We start from the raw sequence: 18,698 nt of genomic DNA on the forward strand, positions 1-18,698 counted from the left end.
AATAAATTTTATAAAGCATTTGTTATTAATATAAGAAATGAATTGATAAATCATAAGTTTTAATTAAAAAATTATACTGGTTACCTTATGCTTAATAAGTAGATATATAATTAAGGGGGGGGTATTATTAAAAAAAATATTGTAGCTATCATAGGTTCTAATAATAATAGATCACAAACAAAAGCAATTACAGAGAATATACTTAATGAGTTGATAAAACTAGATCAAGCTTATAGTTACAAAGGTATTTTTCTAGGAGAATTAAATCTTAAGTATTGTATAGGATGTCAAAAATGTTTTAATGATGGTTTTTGCGAATTAGATAAATTAGATGATATGGTCTTAATTCGTGAATATATGGAAAAAGCAGATATTATACTTTTGGCATCGCCAGTATATGCCAATGATGTATCTGGGATAATGAAGACATTTATAGATAGGATATCTTATCAATTTCATCTATTAAGTTTTTCAGGTAAATTAGGATTTACTTTAACTGTTGCTGATCACAGCGGGTCAGAAAAAGTTATTGAATATCTTGATCATTTATCTATTCATTTAGGAATTAAAAATTTATCTAACTATAGTTTTATTTATATTAATGATTCAATGTATGAAAAGCCAACTTTAATAGCTAAAGATATGCTTAGAAAGATACAAGGAAACTATGGATATTCAAACTATTATTTAGAGTATTTATTTAGAATGTATAAATCTGAAACATTACCAAAGGATGCTGTGAATTTTGAAAATGTGTCTCATCAAAATGAGTTAAAATTTTGGTCTCAAAATTGGATAAAAAATACTGATTCTTTCCAAGAATTTGCTGCCAAAAAAAGGAGCATAAATTATGATCTCTATGAAAAGTAATATTGAATTGAAAAAAAGTTATTTTGATAAAATTAAAGTTATTATTGAATGGTATTTAATATCAATAAAACAAGAATATAGAAATGATTACATACCACCATTTAGATATGAAGATTATTTAATTACAATATCCGAATTTATTCTTTTGGTAAATAATGAGAAAAAAGAAGAATATATAGAAATAGGATATAGTTTAGCAAGAGGTATAAAACATAAACTAGAACATGATTTTGAAAGTAATAAAAAGCCTTCTATGTTTATTGGTTTAGGTTATTCAGCTTTTTCAGTATATTTATTTAATAAAAAAACAGGTCTTTTAGGAAACTTTTTATACTCATTAAATAATTTATTATTGAGTGAGTGTTATAAGAAAGTTGAAATTTTAACAAAAAATATAACATTTAAAGGTTCTAAAGATACTGATTATGATTTAATATATGGAGTATCTGGTGTATTGTACTATCTTTTAGAATTTGAGTGGGCTGATGAAGATATTTGTAAAATAATGAAAATTGGCGAATATCTTATATCACTTTGTTTTGATTATGAATATAAAGAATATATAATTCCAAGATTCCATATGGAATCTAAGTATATCATTAATGAAATTGATAAAGATAGATTTCCAGAAGGTTATTTAAATTTTGGAATGGCTCATGGTATGATAGCACCTTTAATTTCAATAACTAAATTAAAGAAAAAGATTAACAATATAAAAGATATTGATAAGGCTATAGATAAAATTTTAAATTTATATAAGGTGTTTGTAAATAAAGAAAAAGATTATTATAGATGGCCAACACAAATATCCCCTGATGAGTATATGAAAAAAAGTTTCGATGTTAATCGCTCGCAGATAGAGAGTTGGTGTTATGGAGGAATGAGCATAGCTAAAGGATTGAAAAATGTATTTATAAACTTAAAAAATGATACTTTAGTATTTCAAAGCAATGATATGTTAAAAAACTTATTAACTCAAAATTTTGAGCAATATGATTTGTACACACCAATTCTTTGTCATGGACATAGTAGTGTTTTATCTATAATGACATCAATATATAAAGAAACTAATGACAAAGTTTATCTGTACAATCTTGAAAAAACTTTGGACGAAATATACCTATTATTTGATCCATCATTAAGATTTGGTTTTAAAACATTTAGAGACGCAGAAATAATTAAAAATACAAGCTTTTTAGAAGGAACAACAGGTATAATTTTATCATTAATTTCAATAATAAGTAATGAATCAGATTATGAAAAATTATTATTTCTAGTCTAAAGTGATATGAGGGCTACTTCAATTACAGCATGAACAATTTTATTATATGATATTTTACTGCTTTATCAACTAAACCAGTAGCCCTAAATTCTATGGCATATTTAAAAATCAAATTTAAATATTTATTCTGAACATTTGATATCTAAAACTATTATAGTAATATATATAGTCATCTGTAGCTTTAACTAATTGTTAATATGTATCAAACTTTTGCAAATAATACCTTTCCATCTTTAAAATCTCCCCAAAACATGCCATAGGAGACTTATCAATGCAACGACTAACTCTTGACATACTTTGTACCATGACTTGTGTTAAAAGCTTTGATTTAAATACCTTACTAGTATACTGGTAACCTCTATTACTATAAAAGATAGGTTTTTCACATGGATATACTTCTATTGTTTTATCAAAAGTTTCGAATAACATATGAAAATATACTTCTATCATCTAAATCCAAAATCGCATTTAAATAAGCCTTAGTCCCATTAGTTAATTTAAATTCAGTTACATCTGTTAACCATTTTTGACAGGTTTTATCTGCACTAAATTTTCTACTTAATACATTTTCAGCAATAATTTCTGGTATACATTTAACATAACTAAATTTATTTTTTCTATAAATAGATCTTAAGCCTGTGCTCTTATTAGTTTGTATACTCTTTTGTGACTCACATAAGTTTATACTCTATATTTAACTGTAGAGTCATCTTTAATGAACCAAAGACAACATTTTTCTCTTCATATATCTTAGTTATCAATGTTGTTAATTTAATGTTTTCAAGTTCTAAATTACTTTTATCTAGATTGAGCCATTTATAGTATTCAGAACGATTTACTTTAGCAATTTCACATAATTGGATAAGCGAAGCTTTTTTTTCATTGAATAAATATTGAATCACTTTATGTTTATCTTCATTCTGGGAAGTGTAATTACCACCATCTTTTTATTTTTTTAACTTCTTTAAGAATTCATTTTTCAGTTATAATTTGTGTTTTCTGCTTTTACAATTTTCAATTCCAGCTTTATCTCATCTAATTGAGTTAATGCATCTTCTTTTTTGCTTTACCTCTTCTATTTTCTAATCCATCTATACCTTTTTCTTTATATTTAAGAGTCTATCTTCTAACTTAATTGTATGAAACAGAATATTTTTCTGCTATTAAATTGTAAATTACTGATGACTATGATTGGGGCTATAAATGAGTTTGAAAGAACTAATCTACTGGAACGCAAAGTGGAATGTATAATAATAGCAAAACAGAAAGGTAAGCACAAAGGAAGCAAAAATATTGTGATTGAAAATTTTGAAGAATACTATAATAAATATATTAATAAAAGAATGTAAAGTTGATACGAAAGTGGGGTTATAATTAAAAGAGGAGCTATAGGGAAATTTGTTTTTACACAAATCTACTTATAACTCCTAAAATAATTTATTTTTTTAAAAATGGGTAATGTAAAATAATTTGTACTTCAAGATTAATAAAAAGCTTCTTTGTGGCAATGATTTAATCATATTCTAAAAATTTGCCATAATAGATATGGTTTCCAAAAATATTTAAGAATATCCAAATATATATATTTTACAATTTATTAAAATAAAATTCATATATTGGGAAACATTAATAGTAAATAAACAATTGTTGCTATAAAGTGAAAATTATCTTTAAAAGCACAAATTAATTTACAGTCTCGAAATCGGTGTAATAAATTTACACCGATTTCTTTTTTTGTAAGTATTATCATTATATATAAATTATTTTTTTAGTACAAATGTCATGCAGATATTTAATTTATGCAAGTCCAGTATTTATACAAGTACTAATTATTATATAAATATTGTTTTTGTATAAGTATAATTTTATCATCACATACAGATTTTTATTTTTCAAAAATATTATAAGATATATCATATTTAGATATTGGATAAAGTTCAATTTCAACTCTAGGGTTATCCTTATCTATAAAATCAAATAAAAGTACTGGCTTAAGCTGCTTATCATTTTTTATTATTCCACTTTTTTCAATACCATCACAAATGCTCTTTGGATAGTTATGTAAATCGCCCATTCTCTTATTAGGGAAGAATAATTTTAACACTGTTATTAAATTTTCTTCAACAGTTTCTCCTTGATACTGTTGATTTATAAAACCTGCAATCATGTTCTCATATGCTAAATACTTAGAATATTTTCCCTTTGAAGGCATCCATGCTTGACCATTTATATTATGAAGTTTAAAATTAGATTTACTAATGGGTCTACCTGGTATTGTTATTTTAATCAATTTATTCACCATCCTTATACAGTATTTATTATAATCTGTGGATGATTTAAAAGCAAATTCTTATTTGTTGTGCTTTTATGAATAACAAAATATAGATAGTGAAAAATAAGTAGTGTTATAAGAGCAAAATAGCTGAAAATTTAAAATAGATAAATATTAAATTATACTAAGACAACAGTACATAAAAGTCAAATTATATAGGAAATAAATTATATAAATATGTAAATTTAAAAAATTAGACTATTTAGACTATATATTTTTAGACTATACAAATGTTGTTATGTCTAAACAAAGAAACAGAAGTAGCATAATTGTAATTTTAGAATTTAAGTTGAGAAGGAATAATTTTATGGATAATAACAGAGTAAAAGAATTTTGTAATCTTATAGGATTAAAGTGTGTAGGAATAGCTGGAGTAGATAAGTATGAAAATCTAAGAGATATACTTGAAGATAGACAGAAAAAAGACTATTTAACAGGTATGGAAGAACCTATAATTGAAAATAGAATTAATCCTAGAAATATAATGGAAGATGCTAACTCCATAATAGTGTGCGCTTTTCCATACCATATAAATAGACAAGAAAAGAATAAAAATTCAAATTTATCAAAATATTGTCATGGAAAAGACTATCATATTGTAGTAAAAGATTTTTTACAACAAATTTGTGATTATATTTCCAAAAATGTAGAAGGTTTTAAATATAAGATATTTGCTGATAATGGACCATTAGTTGACAGATATTTAGCTTATTTATCAGGTATTGGATATTTTGGAATAAATAATAATATTATAACTGATGAATATGGTTCTTATATATTTATTGGATATATAGTAAATAATTATAAGTTTGAAGAAGATAAACCACTAGAAAAAAGCTGTTTTAAATGTGGAAAATGTGTAAAATATTGTCCGGGAAATGCTATATTGGGAAATTATGATATGAATCCTAAAAAATGTTTATCATATATAACTCAAAAAAAGGGAGATTTGTCAGAGGAAGAAAAGTATGTTTTAAAGAAAAGTAAAAAGATATTTGGATGCGATATTTGTCAGGAAGTATGTCCGCATAATATTGAAATACCAACAACTCACATCTTGGAATTTAAGGAAGATATAATAGATTATTTGGATTATGATGAGATACAAAATATATCAAATAAAGAATTTAAGAGGAGATATGGAGATAGAGCTTTTAGCTGGAGGGGTAAAAATATAATAAAGAGAAATATGGAAATAATTTTAGATAAGTATGATGACTAATAATAAGAGTCTATTTCATATACTTTAATGTGTATTTACTTTAACACTTATGGTGTAAAAGTCATATTATATCATTAAAGTTAAATATGGGGAGGTGGGGGAGTATTGAAATATAATAATACATCTGAAATAAGTCCACTAGATAGTATATTGGGTCAAGAAAGAGCAGTAGAAGCTATGGAGTTAGGTTTAAAGATAAATAATCCAGCCTACAACATATACCTAGCTGGGGAATCTGGAACAGGTAAAAGTACTTATGCCTTAAAGGTTTTAAATGAATATGCATCTAAAAAAAGTACACATAAAGATTGGTGCTATATATATAATTTTGAAAACCCTAGAGAGCCTATGATAGTTGAATTAGAAAAAGGGTTTGGAAGAGAACTTAAGAAAGACATGGAAAAGTTAGTTGAAAGTCTTTTAGAAGATTTTAAAAATGCATTTGAAAGTGAAGATTTTGAAATAGAGAAAAATAAACTTTTGGATGAATATGAAATAGAAAAAGATATGTTACTAAAGCAGATTAAAAAATATGGAGAAGAAAAAGGATTTAAACTAAAACAAAGTAAAATGGGAATAGTTTTCATACCTTTGAAGGAAGATGAAGAAGAAAGTGATATATCAGATGAAGAGTTTTATAAGGCTAAAAGAGAACTCGAAAACATGGCAATACAAGTTGTATATAAAATTAGAAACTTGGAAGAAAAAGCTGAAAAGGCTGTGTTAGAGCTTGAAGAAGAGATAGCTAAGCTTGTAGTAGAACCTCATATTAAGTCGTTGTGTGAAAAATATGAATGTTATGAAAAAATTCAACTTTATCTGGAAAATATAAAAAAAGATATCATAGAATACATGTATTTATTTTATTTAGATGAAGAAGAATTGAAAGATAAGTATGATAAAGAACACTTTATAAAATATAAAATTAATTTATTTGTAGATAATGGAGGTTCAAAAAATAAGGAATCAGCACCTGTCATAGTGGAGATAAATCCAAGCCCATCAAACCTATTTGGAAAAGCAGAATATGATTATGCAAATGGAAATATAAAGACTGATTTTACAAAACTATTATCAGGAGCATTTCATAGAGCTAATGGCGGATATTTGGTGCTTTATGCAGACCAGTTATTAAAATATACTATGTCTTGGGAAATTCTTAAAAAGACATTGCAAACAAAAAAAGTAATTTTAGAAACACAGACAGCAATTAAACCAGAAAATATGCCATTAGATGTCAAAGTGATACTGATTGGAAGTCATTATATATATGATATTTTATATAGATATGAAGAAGATTTTGGAAAATATTTTAAAATATTTGTAGATTTTGATAGCGAAATGGATAAGAATGAAAATAATGAAGATGGAATAGCTAGATTTATAGCATATCAATGTAATAAAAATGGCTTAAAACATTTTACGAAAGATGCAGTTGACGAAGTTGTTAAGTTTAGTACTAAATTGTCTGGTGATTTAGAGAAGCTATCAACTAAGTTTAATAAAATAATGGAAGTTGTAATAGAAGGAAGTGCATATGCAGAATTTAGAAGTTCCAATTATACAGAGCGAGATGATATTAAAAAAGCAATAAGTGAAAAGAAAAAGCGTATTAATAGAGTAGAAACACACATGGATGAATCAATTGAAAATGGTTTTACTCTAATAGAAACAGAAGGAAAAAAAGTTGGAGTAATAAATGGGCTATCAGTTTTAAGTACAGGAGAATATTCTTTTGGTAAGGCTTCAAGAATTACAGCCACTACTAGTCCAGGAAGTAATGGTATAGTAAATATAGAAAGAGAAGTAAATATGAGTGGCTCAATACATAATAAAGGAGTGCTTATATTAGGGGGCTATCTTTCTGAAAACTTTGCACAAGATTTATTGATGTCACTAAATGCATATATTTGTTTTGAGCAAAATTATGGAGGTATAGATGGAGATAGTGCATCTTCTGCGGAGTTATATGTATTGTTATCATCTCTTAGTGGTGTACCAATTAAGCAAAATATTGCGGTTACAGGCTCTATAAATCAAAAGGGAGATATACAAGTAGTTGGTGGAATAAGTGAAAAAGTAGAAGGATTTTATTCTATATGTAAAACTAAAGGCTTAAACAATGAACAGGGTGTAATAATTCCTAAGAAAAATCAGAGAAATCTTGTTTTATCAGATAAAGTTAATGATGCTATAAAAGGTGGAAAATTTAAAATATATACAGTTGAAAGAGTGGAAGAAGCTATAGAGATATTGACAGATGTTAAATTTGAAGAAATAAAAAAATTGGTCAAAGAAAAATTACTATCTTTTAGTAAGATACAAATTGAGTCAAAAGAATAAGTTTATAATAGAATTTAATGGGTATTTATATGTATAATAAAAAGCAGGAACTTTAATAAGTTTTTGCTTTTTTTGTGAAATATCTGTAGAGTAAGTTTTGTTTTGTATGTTGATGTTTATTTTTTGTTGATATGATTAAACTATATATAAATAGTGTTTTATAAATTGGTATTTTAAGGGGGATAATTATGAAAAATGTAAATAAGAAAGATATAAGTAAGAAAGATGTAAATAAAATTGAAACTCAAAAAGATGTAAATAAAATTTTAGATGAATTAGAAAAATTGTATCCAGATGCTACATGTGAACTAAATTATGGGACAGCCTTTGAACTTTTAATAGCAACTATATTATCAGCTCAATGTACTGATGTAAGAGTAAATAAAGTTACATCAGAGTTATTTAAGAAGTACAATACAGCAAGAGATTTTGCAGATTTAAGTATTGAAGAAATTAGTAAAGAGATAAAAAGTTGTGGTCTTTATAAAAGTAAGGCTCAAAAAATAAAAGATACATCTGAACAGTTGTGTGAATTATATAATGGTGAGGTACCAGATACTTTAGAAAAGCTTGTAAAACTTCCTGGAGTTGGAAGAAAGACAGCAGGCGTTGTTCTTAGTAATGCTTTTAATCATCCAGCAATAGCAGTAGATACTCATGTATTTAGAGTTAGCAATAGAATTGGAATAGTGGACGAGCCAAACCCTGAAAAGACAGAATTTGCACTTATGGAAGCTATACCAAAAGAAAGATGGTCACACTCACATCATGTATTGATTTTTCATGGAAGAAGAATGTGTAAAGCTAGAAATCCAGAGTGTGAAAACTGTCCAATAAAAGATGATTGTAATTATTATCAAGAACTTAAAGAAATGAAATAACTTTTCCAAAGTAAGTTGTACAAGAGTGATTTTCTGATATAATAATACTTATGAAAATGTTAGATAGAAAACTATTATGTATAATAAAATAAAAATTATTATTAAAATTATTATATATAATAGTATAATATTATTGTTATTCTATTTATAAAATAAAGTTTAGTAAACAAGAACGATATTTAGGAGGATAAAAATGTCATTAAATATAGTATTAGTAGAACCAGAAATACCTCAAAATACAGGAAATATAATAAGAACTTGTGCGGCAACAGGTTCAACTTTGCACTTAGTAAAACCATTAGGTTTTTCATTGGATGATAAGCACTTGAAAAGATGTGGTCTTGACTATTGGGATATAGCTGATATACAATATTATGATAGCTTTGAAGAATTACAAGAAAAATATCCAAACAGTAAATACTTTTTTTCTACAACAAAGGCTAAACAATCACATTCAGATGTAAAATATGAAGAAAATTGTTTTATAGTATTTGGTAAAGAAACAGAGGGATTACCAGAGCCTTTGTTGAAAGCAAATATGGATACTTGTATTAGAGTACCTATGTTAGATGTTGAAAAAGCTAGGTCGTTAAATTTATCAAATTCAGTCGCTATAGTAGTATATGAGGCTTTAAGACAAATAGGATACCCTAATATGAGGTAGTTTAAATAATCCTAAATTAGAAAGGAGCATACTTAATGAAAAATCTAAAGATAATCTGTGACAGTTTATCGGATGTGCCAAAAGATTTGTTAGATAAATATGATATAGATATTGTTTCATTAACAGTTATATTAGAAGAAAAAGAATACAAGGATAGGATTGATATATCTGGAGATGAATTTTATAAAAAGCTTAGAGAAGAAAATGTATATCCAAAAACTTCTCAAGCTACTTATGCCCAATTTAAGAAAGTTTTTGAGAAATACACGAGTGAAGGTAGAGCAATACTTTATATAGCTGGTTCGGCTACAGCTACAGGAACATATCAAAGTGCTGTAATGGCGAAGAATGATGTAGAAGGTGAAATATATACATATGATTCTAACTTACTTTGTATGGGAACTGGTCTGCTTGTAATAAAAGCAGGAGAGCTTGCAAGTGAAGGAAAATCTATTAATGAAATATTACCTGTTTTAGATGAATTAAAAGAAAAAGCTTTTGTCATATTTTCCGTGGATACATTGGAGTATTTACAAAAGGGAGGAAGAATATCATCTACTAAGGCGGCAATAGGAAGTATATTAAATATAAAACCTATTCTTGAAATAAAAGGTGGGTTAGTCTCACAATTATCTCAAGTAAGAGGTAAGAAGAATGTAATTTCTAAGATGATAGACTTGATAAAATCGAATTGTGGGGATGATTTATCAGACCAAGTTGTATATATAGGATATAGCGATGACATTAAGGAAAAAGAACAATTATCTAGAGTTATGGAGGATGAACTGAGACCTAAGGAAATTAAATTTTTCCAAATTGGTGTGTGTATAGGTGCACATGCTGGTCCTGGTGTAACTGGAATTATATGTATAAAAAATAAATAACAATTTTTTATATTGGGATTATTTATTTTTTTATTAAATTATGATAAGATATGTTAAACATTGATACACTAGATATTATTTGTTTTAGATATAATTAAGTGTTGATATATTAAGTTGAGCTTTTAGGGAAGTGTGTAAATAGATAAAAATCTATTACACACTTTTTTATGGTAAGTTTATTGAAAAAATTAAAGAAATACTTGCAAATGAGGTATAGCAAATTAGTAAATAGGATGTAAAAATATCACAAAAATATAAGGAGTGAATTTTGATGCGTTTAAAAAAATTGTTGGTATTAATGTTAACTGTGGCAATGAGTACTGGAATATTAGTTGGATGTAGCAGTAATTCAAGTGATAGTTCTGGTTCTAATCAAGATAATAAAAATAAGCTAAATGATAAAGAAAATTCAAAAAAATCTGTATCTATGATATTAGATATTGAAGGGTCAAACAATGAAGTTATGAATAATTCAGCTTTGTTAGCTTTAAATACTGCACAAAAAAATCTTAACATAGATACAAATAAAGTGGAATCAGATGATTCATCAACTTTTTCTAATAGCATAGATATTTTATGTAATGATAATACTGACTTGATTATAGCTGTTGGTTCTAGATTTGCAAAGCCTCTAGAAAAGATAGCCAAGAAATACCCAAAGCAACAGTTTGCCATTGTAGATTATGAGTATGACAAACAACCATCTAATATAACTTCAATTTCTTTTGAGGATAATAAGACTGGATATTTGGCTGGATTGGTTGCTGGAAAGATGACAGAAACTGATAAGGTTGGTTTTATAGGTGGTGTAGAGGGATCCAGTAGAAACAAATTTGAATCTGGATTTAAAGAAGGTGTTAAATTTTCTAATAGCAATATAAAAGATGTTTCAGTTGAGTATGTAGATATTTTTAAGGATAGTAAATCTGCTGAATCTGTCGCTAAAAAAATGATGGATAGCGGAGTAGATATTATTTTTTCTAATACTGAGGATGATTCAAAGAGTGTAATAAATGCAGTTAGAGCAAAGAATAAAAAAGTGATAGCAATTAATAAAGATCAGCATGAGTTAGCCCCAGAAAATGTTATAAGTTCTATTGTAAAAGACTTTGAAAAACCTACTTATGACTTAATACAAAGCTTTGTAAAAGGAGAATATAAGGGTGGTAAAGTTATAGAAAATACAATGAAGTCTGGAAGTACTGGACTTGCTCAAAATAGTTCTCAAAATATTCCTCCTGATGTGTTAGAATATGTAAATAAGAACAATAAATAATCTATAGAGACTTCATGTTCTATATCAGGGAGTGAGTTTTGTGAAAATAAAAAGGATATTGATGTTTTGTTTTGTCGTGGTCTTTACAGTTTTTATACTAGTTATCTGTAATTTTGATTTTGGATTTAATAGAGTAAATAATAATTTTAATATAAATAATAATAAGTCTAAACAAAGTGAATCTAAAAATGTGTCAACTTCGTCCGATAAAGATAAGTCAAATAGTACAAGTAGCAATAATGAAGATGAATTGGAAGATGATTCTTATGTACGAAAAACTGTTGGAGTATTGTTAGATACTCAAAGCTTAGGGAATGAATCGTATAATAATCATGTACTGTCAGCTTTAAAAACAGCTGATGAGGATTTTGATATTAGAGAGAAGATTGAAAGACCAAAGACTTCTAATGACTTTGCAAATAGCATAGAAAAATTATATAAATATGAACCAGACTTGATAATAGCAGTTGGAGCTAGATTTGCAGAACCAATTAAACAAGCTGCTACAAAATATCCAAAACAGCAATTTGCGATAGTTGATTATAATTATAAGGTTCAACCAGCTAATGTAATTTCTGTATCATTTCAAGATAATTCTACTGGATATCTGGCAGGTCTTATTGCAGGAAAAATGACTGACACTGGTAAAGTAGGATTTATAGGAGGAGTTGAAGGCTCTAGTAGAGATAAATATGAATCTGGATTTAGAAAAGGGCTTAAAACTTCAAATAAAAATGCTGATTTATTGGTAAAGTATGCAAATGTATTTGAAAATCCTGAGTCAGCTAGAACTATTGCAAAAGAAATGAGAGATTCTGATAGAGATGTTGTATTTTCAGCCACAGAAGATGATGGGAAAAGAGCTATTCAGGTAGCTAGAGAAAATGGTGGTAAAGTTATAGCTATTAATAAAGACCAATATGAGATGGCTCCAGATAATGTAATAAGTTCAATTGTAAAGGATATAGAACAGCCTGTTTATGAATTGATACAGAATGTTGTAAAAGATGGTTTTAAGGGAAGTAAAGTCATGGAGTTTAAGATAAAAGATGGAGAAATTGGACTTACTCCAAATAGCAGTAGAAACATACCACCAGATGTTTTGGAATATGTAAAAAAAGAGTACAATAAGGTGAAAGATACATACTAATTATTGCTGAAGATATGTATAATATTTATGTGAAATGTTATAATTATCTGTAGAGGAGTTGATACATATGGAAGGTAAAATTTTGCAATTTCTGGATAAAATGCAAAACAGTATTAACGACAGATTAGATAAGATGGATGCTAGATTTGACGAAGTGGGCATAAGATTGGATAAAATGGATGCTAGATTTGATGAAGTGGACATAAGACTAGATAAAATGGATGCTAGATTTGATGAAGTGGACATAAGATTAGATAAAGTAGATGCTAGATTTGATGAAGTGGACATAAGACTGGATAAAATGGATGCCAGATTTGATGAAGTGGACATAAGACTGGATAAAATGGATGCTAGATTTGACGAAGTGGACATAAGATTAGATAAAGTAGATGCTAGATTTGATGAAGTGGACATAAGACTAGATAAAATGGATGCTAGATTTAATGGAATAGACTCTAGATTATATAAGATAGAAAATAATCTAGTAGAAATTAAAAAAGATTTAAAAGACACAAAGATAGAATTAGAATATACAGAAAAACATGTTGTAGCTGTTAAGGGAGACACACAAGAGATAAAAAGAGACTTAAATAAAATTGAAATAGTAACAGCAAGCAATTGGAATGATATAGCTAAATTAAAATCAATTAGATGATAAAGTAGAGTTTTTATAAGAATTTATAAAAAAATAAATTAATTAATTTAGATTAATTACATAAAAGTCCAATAATAAGTGTGTAAGTAGAAAAAATCTACTGCACACTTTATTTATATTCAAATAAGAAATTTATCAAAAAAAATAAAAAGGAGTAAAAAATGGAATTTACAAGAGAGCCATTTATACTAGATGACGATTTATGTCTAGCTTTGGTGGACAAAAGAATTAGTTATCTAATGGAAAATGAATTAAAATTAAGAAATATAGAGATAATAAAAACAATAGAATGTAAAGAATTATATGAAAGTATAAAATATCACCCAGATATATGTATTTGTAATTTAGGAAAAGGAGATATAATTGTTGCGCCGAATGTATATAATCAATACAAAGAGTTATTAAGTAAACATAAATTTAATATAATTAAGGGAGAAGCTAATTTATCAAATAAATATCCTTATGATATACCTTACAATATTGCTATAGTTGGTGATTATGCCATACACAATTTTAAGTACACTGATAGAGTAATATTAGATTATATTGAAAATAATAAACTTAAAAAGATAAATATAGAGCAGGGCTATTCTAAATGCTCAATCTGTATAGTAGATAGAACATCTATAATAACATCAGATAAAGGTATTTGGAAAAGCATGAAGAATACAGAAATAGAGTGTTTATTAATAGAAAAAGGTCATATAAATTTATTTGAGATGAATTATGGATTTATAGGTGGATGTACAGGGTTAATTTCTAAGGATAAGCTAGCTTTTTGTGGAGATGTTAAAAAACATCCTGACTATGAACGTATAAAAAGTTTTATAGAAAGTAAAAACAAGGAGATAGTTACACTTAGTAGTGAAAATTTACTCGATATAGGTTCTATAGTTCCTCTCATGACAAGAAAGGAGCGATAACTTTGGTTGAGAAGGATAATATTTCTTCTATGAAATTTTTGAGGAATAATAACGTAAACGATAGATTAATATATACAAATGACATTGTAGAAGTCGTAATTGATTCTGCAAAGCAAGAAGTGTTAAATAAGAAAATACTTAATGGTACTAAAACTGAACAAAGAGCTCTAAATATTGATGAAATATCTACAGAAATAACTAGTATGATAATAAGTATAATGAAAGAGAAACTTTTAAAAGAATACATTCTAAAATACTATGGGCGTACATATCCTGAAGATAAAAATAATATATACATATATTCACTGAACATATTTGCTAAAAAAGAGATTTTTATGAGAGAAACAGTATTTACAAGGGTTAGGAACTATATAGAGGAAAATGATTTTATAAATGTGGAAGGTTTTATTCGATTTAGAATGAGAGAATTTATGAAATATATTTCTGCTATAGGTGATATTGCAGTTGAAGAGTATTTAATAAAAAGAGACCAAGATGAGTTTATAAGAGTTTTAAAATATTTTATAGATACTCAAGAAGAAAAGATAGATTTGCTTAAAGTTCATATAATGGAAGATAATACATTTATTTTATACGATAAAAATGGAAATAAAATAGATAGTATAGATGATGAAGAAATTATAAATATGGTCATAAGAGAAAATTTAAATTATGAGGACTTTTTAATAAGTACCTTATTGACTCTATGTCCTAAGAAGATAGAAATATTAGATTTATTAAATAACAATTGCTCAAAGGAAATCATAGATACAGTAGAAGCAATTTTTGAAAATAAAGTTAGTATAATTATGGAAAATTAGAATTGAAAGATATAATTTAAGAGTTGAAAAGAAAGCTAAAAATAAAAATATATTCAAATTAAAGGTGAATCGAAGTTAAAAGAGAGTAAAATACAACTAAAATAGTAAAAATAAAAATTAGAAATTAAAAAAATTCTTTTGAAATCGACACGAAAGACTTATAATTGTATATAAAGCTATGATATAACTAGAGTTATTAAAGATAAAATATAGCTAACAAATATACAATTGATAAGGAGAAGTTTTATAATGGATAATTTAATTAGGATACTAATATTAGCTGTTATTGGTGGATTTATAGGTTATGTCACAAATGTAGTTGCTATAAGACTGATATTTAGACCAATAATACCTATTAAGATACCTGTTTTAAATATAGAGATAGTAGGTCTTATACCAAAGAGAAGAGCAGAAATAGCAGCAAATGTAGGTGAAATAATTCAAAACGAATTTCTTTCAATGGACGAAATACTTGCAAATATCATTACTGACGAAGATAAGGAAGAAGTTGTAAGATACATAAAAGCAAGGGTAAAAATTATCATACATGAGAAAGTTTCATTTATACCAAGTAGTATAAAGAACATGATTCAGGACTATTTAGGAGATATAATTGAATCTGAAGTGAAACAAAGTATAGATGAATTGAGCAAAAATATAATAAATAAAGCAAATGAGCGTATAGATATACAAAAAATGGTCGAAGATAAGATTAATGAACTAGATTTATATGAACTAGAAGAAATAATCATTAGAATAGCTAAAAATGAATTAAAACACATAGAAATCTTAGGTCTTGTATTAGGTTTCTTAATAGGTATAGTTCAAGGAGTAGTGACTATATTTATCTAGTTATATCTATCATGCATGTAGATACGTTTTAAAAATTTAAAATTAGTGAAAATATTATAATGTCACTATAAATCAAAAGATTAAATTAATACAAAATATAAGAATATTAGTTTACAATTGATTGAAATGAAAAATAATGGGTAATTAATATATTACATTAATGTTGATTGATGTATAACTATCTGTTATAATGAAAATATATCAAAAATTATAGTGTTGAAGAGGAAGAGTAAAGTGGAAACCATTCACAGAGAGTCTGGGTCTATGGCTGAAAACCCATGTAATAGGTCTATTTGAAAACTACCTTGGAGCTGAGCTTATTAGCAGTATTTGTTTTATACAATTTGTGAAAGTGCTCGGGTGACGACCTTATAGTCATCAAGAGGGTTGTATATATTTGTATACGCCAACTTGGGTGGAACCGCGAATTAATATCGTCCCAAATATTTTTGGGGCGATTTTTTATTACAAAAAATTTAAAAATTATCTCAATAAGGAGGAAAAAACAATGATTAAAGTTGCTTTAAAAGATGGTTCAATAAAAGAATTTGAAAATGCTCTTTCTGTTATGGATGTGGCTAAATCCATTAGTGAAGGATTAGCTAGAAATGTGGTAGCAGCGTCTGTGAACGGAGAGGTTGTAGGTCTGGACCACATGATAGATAGTGATTGTGATTTAAACTTATTTAAATTTGAGGATAAAGAAGGAAAAGACGTTTTTAGACATACATCAGCACATATGTTAGCTCAAGCTATAAAGAGACTTTACCCAGAAGCAAAACTTGCTATAGGGCCAAGCATAGAGAATGGATTCTACTATGATATAGATTTAGAACATAGATTAGTTCCAGAAGACTTGGAAAAAATAGAAGCTGAAATGAAAAAAATAGCTAAAGAAGATTTAAAGATAGAAAGATTTGAACTTCCTAGAAATGAAGCTTTAGAGCTTATGAAAGAACAAGGAGAAGATTACAAGGTAGAACTTATATCTGATTTACCTGAAAGTGAAATAATATCTTTCTACAAACAAGGTGATTTTACTGATTTATGTAGAGGACCACATTTACCATCTACTAAAAAGGTTAAAGCTGTTAAATTACAAAGTGTAGCAGGTGCATACTGGCGTGGTGACGAAAAAAATAAAATGCTTCAAAGAATTTATGGAACTTCTTTTGAAAAAAATAAAGATTTAGAAGAGTACCTACATTTATTAGAAGAAGCTAAAAAGAGAGACCATAGAAAATTAGGTAAAGAATTAGGTTTATTTATGATACCTGATGAAGGTCCTGGATTCCCTATGTTCTTACCAAAAGGAATGGAACTTAAAAATGAATTATTAAAATTCTGGAGAGAAATACACAGAAAAGCTGGATATATTGAAATAGAATCTCCAATTATATTAAACAGAAAATTATGGGAGACTTCAGGTCACTGGTATCATTACAAAGAGAATATGTATACAGTTAAAATAGATGATGAGGATTATGCTATAAAACCTATGAACTGTCCTGGTGGATTAATTTACTACAATTCTCAATTACACTCATATAGAGATTTCCCAATGAGAGTTGCAGAGCTTGGTAGAGTTCATAGACATGAGTTATCTGGGGCACTACAAGGGTTAATGAGAGTTAGAGCATTTACTCAAGATGATTCACATATATTCATGTTACCAGAACAAATTAAAGATGAGATAAAAGGTGTAGCTAATCTAATAGATGGTATTTACAAGACTTTTGGATTTGAATACAATCTAGAATTATCTACAAGACCAGAAAATTCTATGGGAAGCGAAGAAGAGTGGGAAGCAGCTGAAAATGGATTAAGAGAAGCTTTAGAAGAGTTAGGTCTACCATATACTATAAATGAAGGTGATGGAGCATTCTATGGTCCTAAGATAGACTTCCATTTAAGAGACTGCTTAGGAAGAACTTGGCAATGTGGTACTATCCAATTAGATATGCAACTTCCAAGACAATTTGATAATACTTACATTGGACAAGATGGTGAAAAACATAGACCAGTTATGATTCATAGAGTTGCTTTTGGTAGTATAGAGAGATTCATAGGTATATTAATTGAGCATTATGCTGGTAAATTCCCAGTTTGGTTATCTCCAACTCAAGTTAAGATACTTCCTATATCTGATAAGTTTATGGATTATGCTAATGAAGTTAAAAAAGTATTATTTGATAAAGGCATAAGAGTTGAATTAGATGATAGAGCTGAAAAAATTGGATTTAAAATAAGAGAAGCTCAACTTGAAAAAGTTCCTTATATGTTAGTAGTAGGTGAAAAAGAAGTAGCTGAAAATAATGTTTCTGTAAGATCAAGAGATAAAGGTGAAATAGGTAGCATTAAATTAGATGAGTTTATAGCTAGTATCTCAAAAGAAATTGAATCAAGAGAAAGTATTATCCAAAACTAATATATAAAATAAAGTTAATTGATATATAAAATATTAACTTGTGTATAGCTAAGTATTTTTTGGATAGATAAGTATCTTATGAATAAATAAGTATAATTAGAGGCACATTTAGTCA

At 27.1% G+C, this 18,698-nt stretch carries 17 protein-coding genes and 1 other annotated feature; of the genes, 14 read left to right on the plus strand and 3 right to left on the minus strand.

Annotated features, from left to right (window positions below):
• Window positions 1–147: 147 nt before the first annotated feature.
• On the plus strand, window positions 148–870 hold the full coding sequence (locus KGF48_RS08570) for a flavodoxin family protein (protein WP_227867943.1): 723 nt from the start codon (window positions 148–150) through the stop codon (window positions 868–870).
• A complete protein-coding gene (locus KGF48_RS08575) occupies window positions 851–2,152 on the plus strand; it encodes a lanthionine synthetase LanC family protein (RefSeq protein WP_227854899.1) in 1,302 nt (433 codons plus the stop codon). Before KGF48_RS08570 ends, KGF48_RS08575 begins: the two co-directional genes overlap by 20 nt.
• Window positions 2,153–2,344: 192 nt before the next feature.
• On the opposite strand, the gene KGF48_RS08580 is transcribed toward KGF48_RS08575, so the two are convergent.
• From KGF48_RS08580 to KGF48_RS08590, 3 genes are all read right to left on the minus strand, one after another.
• Window positions 2,345–2,581 (minus strand): hypothetical protein, encoded by a 237-nt coding sequence (locus tag KGF48_RS08580; RefSeq protein WP_227854898.1) that lies wholly within the window; start codon window positions 2,579–2,581, stop codon window positions 2,345–2,347.
• A 242-nt stretch (window positions 2,582–2,823) separates the two neighbouring features.
• The gene (locus tag KGF48_RS08585) at window positions 2,824–3,054 is read right to left on the minus strand and encodes a hypothetical protein (RefSeq protein WP_227830318.1); all 231 of its coding nucleotides are present in this window, start codon (window positions 3,052–3,054) and stop codon (window positions 2,824–2,826) included.
• 983 nt (window positions 3,055–4,037) lie between these two features.
• Entirely contained in the window at window positions 4,038–4,442 is a 405-nt protein-coding gene (locus KGF48_RS08590) for a RusA family crossover junction endodeoxyribonuclease (protein WP_227433607.1), read from the minus strand.
• 349 nt (window positions 4,443–4,791) lie between these two features.
• Here KGF48_RS08590 and queG point away from each other — a divergent pair, with 349 nt between their 5' ends.
• The 12 genes from queG (at window position 4,792) to thrS (ending at window position 18,583) form a co-directional block, all read left to right on the plus strand.
• Entirely contained in the window at window positions 4,792–5,706 is a 915-nt protein-coding gene (gene queG / locus KGF48_RS08595; protein WP_227840912.1) for a tRNA epoxyqueuosine(34) reductase QueG, read from the plus strand.
• Window positions 5,707–5,811: 105 nt separating this feature from the next.
• The gene (locus KGF48_RS08600; protein WP_227867928.1) at window positions 5,812–8,049 is read left to right on the plus strand and encodes an ATP-binding protein; all 2,238 of its coding nucleotides are present in this window, start codon (window positions 5,812–5,814) and stop codon (window positions 8,047–8,049) included.
• Between the two features lie 188 nt (window positions 8,050–8,237).
• Window positions 8,238–8,930, plus strand: coding sequence for an endonuclease III (gene nth / locus KGF48_RS08605; RefSeq protein ID WP_227840914.1), 693 nt, complete (start codon window positions 8,238–8,240; stop codon window positions 8,928–8,930).
• Between the two features lie 193 nt (window positions 8,931–9,123).
• On the plus strand, window positions 9,124–9,594 hold the full coding sequence (gene trmL / locus KGF48_RS08610) for a tRNA (uridine(34)/cytosine(34)/5-carboxymethylaminomethyluridine(34)-2'-O)-methyltransferase TrmL (RefSeq protein WP_227840915.1): 471 nt from the start codon (window positions 9,124–9,126) through the stop codon (window positions 9,592–9,594).
• A 35-nt stretch (window positions 9,595–9,629) separates the two neighbouring features.
• Window positions 9,630–10,478, plus strand: coding sequence for a DegV family protein (locus KGF48_RS08615; RefSeq protein ID WP_227867929.1), 849 nt, complete (start codon window positions 9,630–9,632; stop codon window positions 10,476–10,478).
• 271 nt (window positions 10,479–10,749) lie between these two features.
• Window positions 10,750–11,754: a BMP family ABC transporter substrate-binding protein gene (locus tag KGF48_RS08620; protein WP_227840917.1), complete on the plus strand. Its 1,005-nt coding sequence runs from the start codon at window positions 10,750–10,752 to the stop codon at window positions 11,752–11,754.
• A gap of 40 nt (window positions 11,755–11,794) precedes the next feature.
• Window positions 11,795–12,904, plus strand: coding sequence for a BMP family ABC transporter substrate-binding protein (locus KGF48_RS08625; RefSeq protein ID WP_227840918.1), 1,110 nt, complete (start codon window positions 11,795–11,797; stop codon window positions 12,902–12,904).
• A 67-nt stretch (window positions 12,905–12,971) separates the two neighbouring features.
• Window positions 12,972–13,559, plus strand: a complete 588-nt coding sequence (locus KGF48_RS08630) for a hypothetical protein (protein WP_227867930.1) — start codon at window positions 12,972–12,974, stop codon at window positions 13,557–13,559.
• 161 nt (window positions 13,560–13,720) lie between these two features.
• Window positions 13,721–14,482 carry a DUF6873 family GME fold protein gene (locus tag KGF48_RS08635; RefSeq protein WP_227830309.1) on the plus strand — a complete coding sequence of 254 codons (762 nt, stop codon included), beginning with the start codon at window positions 13,721–13,723 and terminating at the stop codon, window positions 14,480–14,482.
• A gap of 2 nt (window positions 14,483–14,484) precedes the next feature.
• Entirely contained in the window at window positions 14,485–15,303 is an 819-nt protein-coding gene (locus tag KGF48_RS08640) for a putative sporulation protein YtxC (RefSeq protein WP_227842745.1), read from the plus strand.
• 249 nt (window positions 15,304–15,552) lie between these two features.
• Window positions 15,553–16,155, plus strand: coding sequence for a DUF445 family protein (locus tag KGF48_RS08645; RefSeq protein ID WP_227867931.1), 603 nt, complete (start codon window positions 15,553–15,555; stop codon window positions 16,153–16,155).
• A gap of 207 nt (window positions 16,156–16,362) precedes the next feature.
• Window positions 16,363–16,600, plus strand: a binding site (T-box leader).
• Window positions 16,601–16,663: 63 nt separating this feature from the next.
• On the plus strand, window positions 16,664–18,583 hold the full coding sequence (gene thrS / locus KGF48_RS08650; RefSeq protein WP_227830306.1) for a threonine--tRNA ligase: 1,920 nt from the start codon (window positions 16,664–16,666) through the stop codon (window positions 18,581–18,583).
• The last annotated feature ends 115 nt before the right edge of the window (window positions 18,584–18,698 follow it).

The sequence above is a fragment of the Clostridioides sp. ZZV15-6388 genome (assembly GCF_020657755.1).
Taxonomy (GTDB): Bacteria; Bacillota; Clostridia; order Peptostreptococcales; family Peptostreptococcaceae; genus Clostridioides.

Bases quoted from the DNA above. Each gene is read 5' to 3' on its own strand.
- queG (WP_227840912.1), top strand. From the start codon at position 4,792: ATGGATAATAACAGAGTAAAAGAATTTTGTAATCTTATAGGATTAAAG.
- KGF48_RS08620 (WP_227840917.1), top strand. From the start codon at position 10,750: ATGCGTTTAAAAAAATTGTTGGTATTAATGTTAACTGTGGCAATGAGT.
- KGF48_RS08580 (WP_227854898.1), bottom strand. From the start codon at position 2,581: ATGTTATTCGAAACTTTTGATAAAACAATAGAAGTATATCCATGTGAA.
- nth (WP_227840914.1), top strand. From the start codon at position 8,238: ATGAAAAATGTAAATAAGAAAGATATAAGTAAGAAAGATGTAAATAAA.
- KGF48_RS08615 (WP_227867929.1), top strand. From the start codon at position 9,630: ATGAAAAATCTAAAGATAATCTGTGACAGTTTATCGGATGTGCCAAAA.
- KGF48_RS08575 (WP_227854899.1), top strand. From the start codon at position 851: ATGATCTCTATGAAAAGTAATATTGAATTGAAAAAAAGTTATTTTGAT.
- trmL (WP_227840915.1), top strand. From the start codon at position 9,124: ATGTCATTAAATATAGTATTAGTAGAACCAGAAATACCTCAAAATACA.
- KGF48_RS08635 (WP_227830309.1), top strand. From the start codon at position 13,721: ATGGAATTTACAAGAGAGCCATTTATACTAGATGACGATTTATGTCTA.
- thrS (WP_227830306.1), top strand. From the start codon at position 16,664: ATGATTAAAGTTGCTTTAAAAGATGGTTCAATAAAAGAATTTGAAAAT.
- KGF48_RS08630 (WP_227867930.1), top strand. From the start codon at position 12,972: ATGGAAGGTAAAATTTTGCAATTTCTGGATAAAATGCAAAACAGTATT.
- KGF48_RS08645 (WP_227867931.1), top strand. From the start codon at position 15,553: ATGGATAATTTAATTAGGATACTAATATTAGCTGTTATTGGTGGATTT.